The sequence below is a fragment of the Rothia sp. 88186D007BW genome, from assembly GCF_053544215.1.
The window spans coordinates 121,280-134,053 of record NZ_JBPPTR010000006.1 but is presented as its reverse complement, the minus strand read 5'-3'; the positions used below and the strand labels follow the sequence as shown (position 1 = coordinate 134,053).

General features: G+C 53.3%; 12 protein-coding genes. 2 read left to right on the top strand and 10 right to left on the bottom strand.

The window, feature by feature from the left end; genetic code table 11:
* Positions 1-216: 216 nt before the first annotated feature.
* Entirely contained in the window at positions 217-627 is a 411-nt protein-coding gene (locus ACEE09_RS04995; RefSeq protein ID WP_449082632.1) for a hypothetical protein, read from the top strand.
* On the opposite strand, the gene ACEE09_RS04990 is transcribed toward ACEE09_RS04995, so the two are convergent.
* The 10 genes from ACEE09_RS04990 to ACEE09_RS04945 form a co-directional block, all read right to left on the bottom strand.
* On the bottom strand, positions 578-1,042 hold the full coding sequence (locus ACEE09_RS04990; protein ID WP_449082630.1) for a hypothetical protein: 465 nt from the start codon (positions 1,040-1,042) through the stop codon (positions 578-580). The genes ACEE09_RS04995 and ACEE09_RS04990 overlap by 50 nt on opposite strands.
* An 89-nt stretch (positions 1,043-1,131) precedes the next feature.
* Positions 1,132-1,551: a hypothetical protein gene (locus ACEE09_RS04985; protein WP_449082628.1), complete on the bottom strand. Its 420-nt coding sequence runs from the start codon at positions 1,549-1,551 to the stop codon at positions 1,132-1,134.
* Positions 1,552-1,962: 411 nt separating this feature from the next.
* Positions 1,963-2,304: a ribbon-helix-helix protein, CopG family gene (locus ACEE09_RS04980; RefSeq protein ID WP_449082627.1), complete on the bottom strand. Its 342-nt coding sequence runs from the start codon at positions 2,302-2,304 to the stop codon at positions 1,963-1,965.
* Positions 2,305-2,522: 218 nt separating this feature from the next.
* Positions 2,523-3,239: a hypothetical protein gene (locus ACEE09_RS04975; protein ID WP_449082625.1), complete on the bottom strand. Its 717-nt coding sequence runs from the start codon at positions 3,237-3,239 to the stop codon at positions 2,523-2,525.
* A 245-nt stretch (positions 3,240-3,484) separates the two neighbouring features.
* Positions 3,485-9,157, bottom strand: a complete 5,673-nt coding sequence (locus tag ACEE09_RS04970) for a helicase-related protein (RefSeq protein WP_449082624.1) — start codon at positions 9,155-9,157, stop codon at positions 3,485-3,487.
* An 11-nt stretch (positions 9,158-9,168) separates the two neighbouring features.
* Entirely contained in the window at positions 9,169-9,678 is a 510-nt protein-coding gene (locus tag ACEE09_RS04965) for a TnpV protein (protein WP_449082622.1), read from the bottom strand.
* A gap of 184 nt (positions 9,679-9,862) precedes the next feature.
* Positions 9,863-10,228, bottom strand: coding sequence for a hypothetical protein (locus ACEE09_RS04960; protein WP_449082620.1), 366 nt, complete (start codon positions 10,226-10,228; stop codon positions 9,863-9,865).
* Positions 10,229-10,259: 31 nt separating this feature from the next.
* Positions 10,260-10,742: a single-stranded DNA-binding protein gene (locus ACEE09_RS04955; protein ID WP_449082618.1), complete on the bottom strand. Its 483-nt coding sequence runs from the start codon at positions 10,740-10,742 to the stop codon at positions 10,260-10,262.
* A 45-nt stretch (positions 10,743-10,787) separates the two neighbouring features.
* Positions 10,788-11,102, bottom strand: coding sequence for a hypothetical protein (locus tag ACEE09_RS04950; RefSeq protein WP_449082616.1), 315 nt, complete (start codon positions 11,100-11,102; stop codon positions 10,788-10,790).
* Positions 11,102-11,752 carry an AAA family ATPase gene (locus ACEE09_RS04945; protein WP_449082614.1) on the bottom strand — a complete coding sequence of 217 codons (651 nt, stop codon included), beginning with the start codon at positions 11,750-11,752 and terminating at the stop codon, positions 11,102-11,104. The genes ACEE09_RS04950 and ACEE09_RS04945 overlap by 1 nt, the downstream gene beginning before the upstream one ends.
* 158 nt (positions 11,753-11,910) lie before the next feature.
* Between ACEE09_RS04945 and ACEE09_RS04940 the strand changes: the two genes are divergently transcribed.
* On the top strand, positions 11,911-12,576 hold the full coding sequence (locus ACEE09_RS04940; protein ID WP_449082612.1) for a hypothetical protein: 666 nt from the start codon (positions 11,911-11,913) through the stop codon (positions 12,574-12,576).
* Positions 12,577-12,774 lie beyond the last annotated feature (198 nt).

Sequence of the window (12,774 nt, the reverse complement as noted above, 5' to 3'; positions counted from 1 at the left end):
GTGTAAAATCGAACCCGGCGCTTGCGCCCCTGCGACGGCCCCGCCGTCCAGGTGCCCACAGAACAAAGCAAAAATGAAGAGCTAACGTGCTCAAAGAATACCTCCACAAATCTGCGGTAAAAGCCGTGACCGCTAGGTTTGGTGGTGAGGATAAAACCCGGCAGATGTTAAACTGAGAACACCAAAACATCAGCCCACAGAACCAAGGAGTTCACCATGACTCGCAAAAGCAGCAAAGTATCAGAAGCCCGCAAAAAGGCAGAACTAGCAGCCCAAAAAATTCAAGAGAAGCAGGCCAAACTTCTAAGCCTTGCAGAAGAATACTTCTCCGTAACCGCTGCAACCGGCATCGATGACCTTGAAGCAAAAATTGCAGAACACCAAGCACAGATTCAAACTCTCCAGCAGAAAATTCAGGACGCCCACGCTGAAACCCAGAACAAGCAGTCTCTAGCTGTTCAGAAAATGAAAGCTGAAGGTATCAGCAACGGCGAGATTGCAGAACGGCTGGCCCTCTCATCAAGCGAAGTCTCCAGCCTGCTCAAACTTGCTAAGGAACTTACTGAAGTAGAAACCACTAAAACAGAGTCTGTTGCTCAGGATGCAGACCAAGAACAAACTGACTAACTAGTCGCTGGTCATACCCATTAGCTTTGATAGCATCCCGAAGTTCACGCGCCTTTTGCGCGTGAACTTTTCTATTTCCATGCACAACCTGCCGCCTGCGTTCGGCCCTATCTTGCATATTCAGTTCATGGTCACCCACCACCAAATGACTATCCGAACCATCGGTCGCTCGAACACACAGAGGATTATCACAACGATGCAGCACATGAACCAAATTCATCTGAGCATCACTAAAACCTAGAGCAACTTGTAAAGCAAAACGATGGGCCCGATAAACTTTCTGCCTACCGGTCGAACTATCCTTGACCCAAAATCTTCCGTACCCATCATCACCAAGAGCACCCACCCACACCCAGCAACCTGCAACATCTTCACTCTTAATCACTCGTTTATTGAATCGTTCTGCGGCGTCCATGCCCTCATCTTAACAAGCGATTTCGTGATAGTGGCATATCAAAAAGGGTAGGGCTTACTAACAGATTGCTAGTAAGCCCTGTTCCTGAGTTAGTCCCACTCTGTATAGAAAAATACTTCCCCGCCGTGGTTCTCTTCGCTATCCTCGTAGGCTTCTTCTATGCTCTGGCCCCATAGTCGCTGACAGAGGGCCTCTGCTCTGGCCTCATCCGCTATGTAGGCTTCACCCATCTCATACATCCACCCTGCGTTCATGCACTCACCAGTTTCTGAATCTATACGCCATTCCATACCACTGAAGTTATCTCCAAAGTTGTCTAAATTGCAGTATTCCATTTCATCCTCATGTACTTCACACCGGTTAGAGGGCTGAAGATAGATGCGCTGAAGACTATAGCTAGTAACGAAATTTTTCAGGCTCTCATCCCACTCCAGATACTCCAGCTCGTGAGGTGCTTCTGCTTCCTCGACTACTGCGTTACCCCAGTCGTAAACATAACCCTGGCTCATTGCTTGTGTTCCTTTCACTTGCTCCGGCAGGTCGGTTACCTGGCTGGTAGCTGTCCCGTCCCCTGCTGGCAGAAGAAGGCGTCAAGGGGCTAAAGACCCAAAGCTGTGCAACCCCGTAGGGGCAAGGTGGCATCGAAATTTCTGAGGAAATAAGCGACGTAGGAGCGCCGAAGAAATTTTGAATACGCCTTGGCCTTTAGGCTTGCACAGCGAAGGTCTAGCCCCTAGCCTCGAATGCCAGCAGAGCCCCAGCGGCAGGTAAACAGTAACTGAGGCTAGGGGGATCCTATAAGGAGCCTGCGACGCATAGGATCCCCCCCCCTAGCCGATGAACTTTAAACCAAAAAGGCGTTGATCTTAGGTAAGATGCTCTGCATCGCGCCTAAGATCAACGCCGTGGCTACAGCTTGTTTATGCCACTTTGGGTAGGAAGTTATCGAGCGCTTCACGAATAACTTCGGATGTGCTCAACCCCTGTTCTTGGGTATAGCGAGTAAGTCGCTCTTTGATATCAGGAGTTACTCGGGCGTTGATGCTGGGGGAGTGTCCGCTGACAGTTTCTGCAAGAGCGGGGCGGCCGCGGGTAGCCGCGCTGACAATCTTTTCGGCACACGCTACTGTTTCGGCATTGCGCGGGGTGATGGTGGCTGAGTCTAGAGCGTCGAAAAATTCATCGGATTCTGCCCACTGTGAGAGCTTTTCTCCAAGAGCTTCTAGCTCTTCCATGTTGAGGTTCTGAGATTTCATAGACATTGTTGTTCTTCTCCTTATGAGTTCAGGGCGTAGACGCGGGCTAGTGTTTTCCCGCGTAGCTTCATGCAGTGGAAGATGATGACGTCAGGTGCTATGTGATGTGAGAGTACGTCAATGATGTCTCCGTTCTCAGCCGTTCCAATGTGTAGGGTGGTGGCTGGAAAGCCAGCAGTGCGAGATTTATCGTTGTAGGGGTGAATCTCTCCGGTATCTTTATATTAGTTTTCGGGTGGGGTGGTGGTCTGAGTGTGCGGAGAGCTGCTTGAGGCCTGGGTTGCTGACGCAGGCTCGCTTTGCGGGTAGTTGATTGGTCTCATTTCCCCTAAAAAGAACCCTTTAAATCCGTCTACTGGTTCAACAAAAGTTTCACCCTGGAGTGCCTTGGTGATGATTATGTCAACATCCTCTCTGTTCTTGGCCTGGAGTATGGCGCTTGCAATAAATTGAGTGGATAATTTTTTCTTTGATCTCTCAGTCCCGATAATAGAAAATACCCCCAACCCTACAAATGTTGCTAATATAAAAAAGAAGATTGAAGCTGCGTATATATTTTTTGAGTTGAAGTAGACGATAAGCCCCGAAAAGATGGATAAGCCAAAAATTCCAAGGGAAAACCAAAATATCTGTTTTAGGTAATATCTAAATCCTGAATTGTTCTTATTTAACTGGCTCGACAATTTAATTATCTCAATGGTTGTCGCTGTTTTTAATATTGTGTGAACTAGGACCTCCTCACTTTTGCTCGCTTCGGAAAAGTCGTTCCTAAGTTGGATTAATTCTTTTATCTTTTCAAGGCGTAATTTCTGCGATTCTAGGTCATTGCGCTCAATCCACCCGGTAAATCTTGTCCAAATATATCTTCCGATTACGGCAAGAGCTCCTCCGATACCGAGCGTAGATGCTAGAATTAACCAATTCTCTCTAATGAAATCCATAGTTATTACCTTTTTGTCATATTTTGCATATGCATTTAATTATTCATGCAAAAACGCTGAATTAATGGTGTGTAGAAATGGGGTGTGTCTCTGTTTAACAGCAGAGACACACCCCATAACATGCCTGCAATCGCGGCTACCACACCGCAACCAGACACACCGGGCACACATCACACGCTACAAAACATCAGCGCCAAAGAACGCAAAATAACGAGCAACCTGCGCCACAGCCAGCATACCAGCCACTACCGCACCATACCCTGCCCCCTCTGCACATCAGCACCACGAGACCCAGCCAGCTCACGCGCCGCCCCGGCCCCTCGCACCTTCTGCGCCCGCAACACAGGGTCAACCTGCACCCGCTCCTGCTTCACAGCCTCAGCCTTACCCTGAACCTGCTTCAACGCACCATCAGCCTTCTCGATCCTAAGCCGCGCATCAGCCGAATCCTGCTCAAGACCAGCCTTCCTAGCCCTCACATCAGCCAGTTGTTTATCCCACAAAGACAGCTCTTCATCCGTCTCCTTAGCCCACTTCATCCCCTCATACGCTTCGGTAGCTCCGTGGTACTTACCCTGAACCTCAGCCTTCACCTGCTCCAGGGCCTCACGCTTGGCAGAACGAGAGAAAAAGCTAGCCTCTTCAAGCTCCTGCTCGGCAGACCGTAGCCGCTTGAAATCACTCTGCGCCTGAGCCTCGATGATGCGTTCACGCTCCTGCATTTTCCCCAGAATCTCAGCCTCAGTATTGCCCACCTTAAAGAGCTCCCGCTCGGCCTTACCCAGCTCATCCCAAGCCTCAGTCAATTCAGCCTTGACCCCATTAGTCTCATCTACCAACTGGCGGTGCTCTTGCTCAAGCTGCCGGGCACGCTCCTGAGCCTGAGCCTCAACGCCCTGGCCCTCAGAAGCCCTCTCATCATCCACCAGCACACCGCTCACCTTATCCTGCTCATCGCCCGCAGCTTCGGCTACCTGTAGCTCTTCCATTGCTTCCTTGCCTTTCTCTCCCAGATTCTCCACCGAATCTGCAATCAAACTAATCTCTTCCTGCTGGCTCTCCAGTAGCATCTGCTCCCGAACCTCGTCCTTAGCGGTCTTGAACTTCTCCACCAGCTTCCTCAGACGTAGCTCTTCAGCTTCGGCTACACGCACCTGCTCCAACTGGGTAAACCCAGCCTCCGCCTTGGCCTTATAGCCAGGCATCAACTCACGAGCCTTAGCCAGCTCCTTCTCCATGCCCTCAGCCTTCACGGCCACAGATGAGACCGCGTTCTCCAGGCGCATCACCAGGCCCCTGTTGAGCTGCCGCATCTCCGCATACCCGGCCTCAACCTTGACCCACGGCATACCCTCAACATGAAGCGTCACAGGGGTCTGACTGATATGACCAGGAGTAGCCGCTTGAAGAACACCCACAAAGTTCAGGCCGCCCACTGAGATAACAGGCCCAAGCTGCTGGGCCCGCACCCACGAGGGTGAACCGATACCATCAGCCCACTGCTTCAAGGCATCAGCAACATCAGCGCGCGAGTCGAACCGCTGACCATTCATCACAGCTGCGAACTTATCCCCAGAGGTCTCAACCACCTGCCCCGCTGCCTGCCGCATGGCCGGAATCTGTTCCTCTAGCACCTTGACACGGGCAGAGAGAGCATCGTACTGGAACTGGGCAAGACGACGTCCGTTCTCAAAACCAGTCATCACATTCCGTAGCTTCTGAACCTTCGCCACAGCCTCAGAATGCTTCATAATAAAGGGGTTGCCCGTAGCAATCGCCTGAGTCTGGGCCATTGATACCTCAGCCTTACCCAGATCCTCCATCGTACGAATAGACATATCCCCGCGCATAACCTGGGAGATAAACCGCTGCTTACGCAAGAGCGTTGACCACATCACCGCATCAAAGGTCTCAGCGGTCACAACCTGAGTAATCCGCACCTGCTGGTTCTGATTACCAGGACGCAAAATACGGCCGTCACGCTGCTCCAAGTCAGCAGGACGCCACGGGGCATCCATATGCACCAGGTGCACCAGGCGGTTCTGAATGTTAGTACCGGTGCCCATACGAGAGGTAGAGCCAATCAGCACTGCCACTTCACCATCACGGCACTGCTGGAAGAGCTTGGCCTTTTTTGCCTCAGAGTCAGCATCTTGGATGAACCGAATCTTGTCCTCGGGAATACCGGCAATAACGCACTGCTTCTTCAGCTCGTTATACATATCGAAACCACGGTCTTTACCAGGAACACCGTAGTCACAGAAGACCACCTGCAAAGCACCGGGATTAGGGTGAACCGCATCCGTGCCAGGAATCAGGTAGCTACGGTTCTTATTCTTCTCATAGACTTCAGCTAGCACCTGAGCAGTCGCCTCTGCCTTGGTTGGCACTTCCCCCGAGGGAATAGCAGACGGGTCAATCAGACGGTAATCAGCTGCTGCCTTACGCCCATCAGAGGTAATGACCAGCGCGTTATCCTCACCCTTACCAGCTCGTCCAGATAGCCCCTCATACCGCTCAGCCAACAAGGTGATGTAAGCGGCCTGCTCCGGTGAACGCTTCAAGGAAAGAACATGCGGCGCGGCCTCACCCTTTTCATTAGGCTCAAGCTCAGGACGCTTCAGATAGGACAAATCATCTGCTAACTTCACATCGGCATAGGTGTGCATGGTACGAATGAGCTCAGGGATATTAACGAACTTCGAGAACCTGGTATTCATCTTGTACGAATCACCACCGGCCACGGTTAGCTCTAGCTCTGTGACCGTCTTACCATAGGTCGCGGCCCACGAATCAAAGTCCTCCACGCCCTGCTCACGTAGGAGCTCAGGGGCAAGGTAGCGGTTCATCACATAGAGCTCTGCCATACTGTTAGCCACCGGCGTTCCGGTCGCTGCGGTAATGACCCGGTTGCCGTTCGTATCACGCAGATACTCCACCACTGAATGCAGGTTCGTTGCCTTCTTCGAGCCACCAATAGAGGCACCACGGATAGCAGAGGGAGTCTTCAGGTTCTTGAACTCGTGCATCTCATCAACACACAGGTAATCAATGCCGGTCTCTTCAAAAGAGATACCCGCAGGGGAGGGGTTAGCCAGCAGCTTCTTAATGTCCTGCTCCAGGGCCTCAATGCGTTCCTGTAGCTCCTTGGTAGTCTTGGTAGGCTTACCTGCTTGGGCCGCGCGCTCATTATTCTTGTAGAGAGATTCAGTGAGCAAATCGACTTCTTTTTGCAGATAGGCCGCTTTGCCCTCGTTCGACAGCTCCAGCTTGTTAAAGGCAACGTGGGTCATAATGACGGCATCCCAGTCATTGGTGGCCACGCGCGCGATGAACTGCTTATGCTTCTCCCCGTTACCAATATCTGATGATGAGGCAGTCAGTAGGCGCGCCTGGGGGTACAGCTCTAGCCACTCGCGAGAGAACTGCTCCAGCATGTGGTTAGGCACAAGAATTGCCGGCTTTTTCACCAGGCCTAAGCGCTTTAGTTCCATCGTGCCGATGACCATTTCAGCGGTCTTACCGGCACCGACTTCATGGAAGAGACCAACGCTCGGTTCATTAATCATGCGCGCAATCGCAGTGCGCTGGTGAGCATGCGGGGTAAAGGTCTTGACCAGACCCGGTAAGGTCAGGGCCTTGCCAGCCTCAGTATAGTTCCGTAGCGCATAGTTATTGTGCCTGTCGTTGTAGGCTCTCGCCAGCATCTGGTGACGCTCTGGGTCTTCCCATACCCATTGTGCGAACCTGTCAGCGATACGTTCGGCCTGGTCATTCGCGTGGGCGGTGGCCTGCGGGTTCAGCTGCTTGTCGGTGATAATCTGAATCGGCTTTTTCTCGATAGCTGCCTGGAAGAGCTGGGCCGGGGTACGCTCGGGTGTCCCGTAGTTATTGGGGTCAGTTCGTGAGCTGTTGGTTAGTTCCCACATGCCGCCGTGTACTCGGCGCAGGTTAGCTCGCCTATCACCTAGCTCTTCGCGCAGGAATTGCTCGTGGACTTCATCGGGAATCCAGACAGCGCCGGGCTGGACGGTAATATCCGCTGAAGCAATATCTTCGGGGATAGCCTTTTCTAGGGCCTGAACATGCTTGGTGAAGTGGGGGTTGAGTTCAGCGGCGGCCTGGGCTTCTTTCAGCTTGGCTCGCACATTTCCTGATAGGTACTCTTCGGCGGTCTGATATTGTGGTGCCTCAGCAGGGGAGTTGGGTAGGACATAGATTCGGTCTCCTAGCTCAGAGACAACAGCCTCGGGGGACTCATTCATCAGCTCACCCATGTACTGAACATCAACCTGGCCCTTAACATCTAGCGATACTGCCAGGGCATCCAGAGCGTTATCCACGTGGGTGACAGGCTTTCGCGGCTCTAGGATGCGGCGGTTGAGCAAGTCAGCAGGGGTCGCCGTGTTGGTTGCCTGGGAGTAGTTCTCCAGACCAAGAACGAGGGCACCGGCAGGGTCTTTGAGGAAGATGCTCATCACCGGGCGGCGGCGCACGCTGGTCTCACCACTGGCGGTGTAGGTGATTTTGCCACCGTTCAGGGGCCCGTACTTTTCGGTGTGTGCCAGGTAGGTCTCGCGTAGCTGGGTACGAGCGGCGTCCATCGTAGTCTCAGAGACAGCATCGGTAGCTTCTGCCGATAGAAGAGCCTTCGCCTGGTCACGCAAGGACAACAGGCCCTTTAGCTCCTGCACCTGGGTCTTGGGCACCGGCAGGGGCACTTGCTCTTTATCCTGGTAGATAGTGAACGAATCGTTGCCCTGAAGACTAATATGCTGGTCAAGAAGTTGCTCACCGGGCAACAGCAAGGGCATGGCTTCTGAGACCTTGGCCGGGGTAGTAGAGTAGCCGCGTCCTGCTGCAAGAGCCACCTTAGCGTCGGCTTCGATAGCTTCAGCTAGGCGCTGGGGCAGGTTCTCGCGCTCCTGAGAGGTAGCTGTAATAGTCTCGCTCATCTGACCAAAGCGATTGGTTTTCAGCACCTTTTCACCCAGCAAGTTCTGGGGATTATCCTCAAAGTAGGCGTTACGGTGGTAGCTCTGCCCGTCCTCGGCGGTGTATTCCTTACTGGTGAGCCAGGCATCAGAGAGCGGGGCCTCACCGTCCATGCGTTTACGGAAAATCAGCAGGTCGGTCATAACTGAGGTGCCCGCATTATCAAAAGCACGCTCAGGAAGACGGTAAGCTCCCACTAGGTCAGCCTGGGCATACATAGCCTCACGAGCGGTAGACCCAGCCGCATCAAGGGTTCCTGTTGAGGTAATGAGTGCGACCATACCCCCTGGTTTGGTCAGGTTCAGGGACTTGATGATGAAGTGGTTGTGCATAGAGTGACCCGCTGCGTTATGCCGCGGATCATGCAAAACCGTCTGAGAAAAGGGCACATTCCCGATGGCGGCATCAAAATAGCCGTTGGGGATAAAGGACTCCGCAAAGGACTCATTGCGGATGGATGCCTCGGGGTAGAGGTAGGCTGAGATGGCCGCGCTGGTCGGGTCAATCTCAATGCCGGTGACACGGGTATCAGCGGGGGCCTTGCTAATAAAGTTGCCGATACCGCTACCAGGTTCTAGGACTTGGCCGCTGGTGAAGCCGTATTCTTTCAGGCCCTGCCATACCGCATTGGTGTAGGTTGGGTCAGTGTAGTGGGCGTAGTTGACCCCTCGGGCGGCTTGCCGGTAGCCCTCTTCACCTAGTAGTTCTTTGAGCTCGAAACGCTCGGGCTCGGTCTCTCGGTTGGCCTCGTTGAAAATTTCGGATAGGCCGCCTGCGCCCCAGCCGGTGTACTGGGCGAGTAGCTGCTTCTCTTCATTGGTTGCAGCCCTATCGCCCCCTTGTAGGGTCTGTAGAGTCTCTAGTGCTGCGACGTTGCGGCGGTAGCGCTCGGCTACGGTGAGAGCCCCACTTGGGCTGCTCACCGTAGCTTGCTCTACTGATTGTTCTTCAAGGATTCGAGCATCTGCTGAAGCTCCTGCTGCCTCTCCAGGTAGGGAGCTGCCTTCTCCTGGTAGGCCAGGTTCGCTGAGCGGATTTCGATGTCCTGCGGTTCCTCCGAGCTCAGGTACTGGCTGTTGATACTGGTCTTCAAATCGCGCAGGTACTGGTCGTTCCACAGCATCTCGCTCTGAATCTCCCACTCGCTCATCGGCTGAGGCACCTCCTGCTCCCACAGCTCCTGCGGGGGAGTCAAAAGCTCCTGACGCACTGTTTCCTCCGCCCGCTTCTTGGCCGCTTCCAAACGGCCCACCTTCTGTAGGTAGCCCTCGTTCGGGGAATCCTGGCCCGCGTACTGGAACATCAGATTCTGAACCATCACTTCGGCTTGTTCCTGAATCTGCTGAAAGTGCTCGTCCAGGTTCATTTCCTGCTGCATCTGGGCGTAGGTGCTCGGCGCTAGGGTCTGCCAGTTCTGCCTGGCTATTGTTGCGTAGTTGCTCATCTTGAACCTCCTGGGGGTTTGAGAATAGGAACTCGAAAATATCGAGCTGGCCCTCAATGAGGCCGTGTTTTTTCGCCACGATGTACTCCATGTAGATAGCTGATAGATGCCACCTACTTTAATCGTGGAAAGATACGTTTAATAGAAAGTTATTGATTTACGAAACTGGGCTGGTAGGGGTTAGCTAGTAGGTCTGCGGAACCGTGAGGTTGCCACTGCGCAGGTTGTAGATAAACAGGATGGTGGACACTGAGAAGAAAGTCAGTCCAATGTAGCCCAGCAGGATGCGGCTGTAGCGGTTCCAGCCCAGGAATGGGATGAGGATGTATATCCAGCTCAGGGCCACTGCGGTGTGGTGGAAGGCTAAGAGGAGCCAGCGGAACACGTTTCCGACACCACGGAAGAAACCAGCTACAGGATTCTGCTTGCGCGGTGCAGGTGCCATCATGGGCTGCTGGTAGTAATACTGCTGCGGAATCGGTGCAGGCATCGGGGCCTGCGGTACCTGCTGCTGGGGGTGGTTTGGAACGGTGTAGTAAATCTGGCTCATCTTAGCCTCCTGGGTGAGAATGTGGTGCTAGCTAGCTGTCCCAGCCTGCAAGGGGCGGGCGCTGCGAGTCGGGGGAAGCGGGTACGGGCGCGGCAGTCCAGGCTGCTTCTTCCGGTGCGCTTGGTGTGGGCTTGGGCTTGCGGTTGATGGTGATAGAGACGAAACGGTTTGAGACTGCTACCTCATCAGCGATTAGGCTCAGGGAGCGAATTGTTTCGCCGTCGCGCTTGCGTTCCTTGGTCACAAGCATGCCAGTGGCCATCACGCGGTCGCCCTTTTGTAGTTCTTCGCTGATGCGCTGAACGTAGTCATTCTGACGCTCGCTACCCTTGGAGCGTACTTCGACCTCCATGTAGGTGGTGACGCCAGCAACGTAGTCTTTTTCTGCCGCTGACCAGACTCGCGGGGTGTGGGCAACGGTCATGTAGACCACTGCTGCCCCTTCTTTGAAGAATCGCAGGTCGGGGTCGCGGGTGAGGTTGCCGGTGATGGTGAGGGAAATTTGATTGTTCATGGGGTTCTCCAGATATTCAGAATCATGTGATGTGACATGATGTGATTACTTGATGGGGACGTCCGCACCAAACTCAAACTCGATAGCCTCAAAGAGGTAATGGCTAATCAGCTCGTTTTGGCTCATACCCTTCTGCTTGGCCGCATATTTCAGTAACTCAGCCTGAGACTCAGTGCCTCTGAGGGTGTAGATACCGTACTTGCGTCCTGCCGCCCGCTTTTCAAGACGGGCCTCCGGTGAATCTGCGGACTTATCCGCGCCCTGCTCGGGCTCGGATATGCTGCTGCGCGGTGCCTCTGCTGCCTCAATAAAGGCATCCTCATTTTTTGAGGTGGGCCGCTGGCGAAAAGTAGATGCCATTATCGTCCTTCGGTCAGTGTGAGAATTTCTTGGGTAAGTAACTGAATCTCAGCCTTGGCCTTTGAATCAGTACCCTCGGTAACAGCCTTGCCCTCAGCTAATGCAGCCTGATACGCCTTGCGGTGATGAACCACCACATCAGCCAGGGTTGCCTGCGGTGCTGCCTGGGCCAGGTACTCCTTAGACTCCTGTGCCTCAGAGCTCATCACGTGGGTGGATGCCTGCGAAATGACGATGAAAGGAATGAGACTGGGGTTCATATCCTGGGCTTCATCGACCATCTGCATTAAGTCAACCGTTGCATCCAGGTCGGCCTGGGCTGGGCGAGTGGGGATAAGCATGAGGTCTGCAACCACCATTGCTGAACGCAATTCCTTGGAGTCCTTACCTGCCGTATCGACAAGAACCACATCGTAGCTCTCGTTGAGTTCCCGCAAGGTTGCTCCCAGGCGGCCCTCTTTGCGGAGGGTCATGATAGAACCGTGCCCAAGTTCATCCCTATCATCTGCCCAACGCGAGGCAGTGCGGATGGAGGGGTCAGCCTCGACAATGGTGATGCTCTTGCCCTGCTGCTGGAGGGTGGTGGCTAGGTTGACGGTCAGGGTGGACTTGCCCACCCCTCCTTTATGGTTTCCGATAAGTAAGATCATGCCTACAGTCTAACCCCTAACTAATATGATATGCAACCATGTGATATGAAATGATATGAATAATTTTTTTGATCAGCCCTCACCCAGCCTCGAAAGGCAGTGAAAGCACATACCGTAAAATCAGGGTAGACCTCCGACAATCTGCAAGGAAGCACCCAGTGAATATTGCATCACCAGCGTTCACCCGGTGGATAGAGGGCATCGCGCCAGATGCTACCCTCCTGGACATCTGCACCAAGGCAGACCTAAGCCTCTCTACCATCTCAGAACAGCGAAGCGGCAACCGTGTTACACCCAAGACGGTTATCGCCATCGCCAGGGCATACGGTCACAACCCGGTAGGGGAGCTGGGCGGCTTTGATGATTATGAATCACTCAATCAAAACCAGCTCACCCTAGTTGATGCCGTACCCCTTTACTCAGCCCTGGAACTGCTGCATCAACGCTTCGTGCGAGAAGGTAAAGCACAGGCAGGGGCAGGCTTTGCCCCTCCGGAGGCGCAACTTAAACGCTGGTTAGATATGAACCGACGCGCAGTAACCCAAAAAGAGCTGGCCCAGCACCTAGAGATGAAACCCTCCAACTTCTCCCAGCAGGTCAGTGACGGAACACTACCGATCTATCGCATCTTAGAACTAGCTGCATACCTAAAAACCTCACCGCTACCTGCGCTGGTGGCAACAGGGAATCTCTACTTTGAAGAAGCCTTTGGCTTGAATCGCCAGAAATTTTTAGCCGGTCGGACAGATGCGGAGCTGGTAGAAGCCATTGAGCAGGCCAATCTCTTCCTGGCCTCTGATGTGAAACTCTTCGTGTCGCCCTAAAAACTGCCTTTGACCTGGAGCTCCTCTTTTTATGTCCAAAAGTTTCGGAAAATAATAACTAACGCACTTTCTTATATATAATTGAAGTGTTGGCGGGGGTGAAACTCTGTGGAAGGAAGCCACTCCCGCCAGCACTTCCAGATGGATATATCCAAATCCTCTAAAGGTGAAATCAGAGTGAGAGAGCTTGTGGCAATA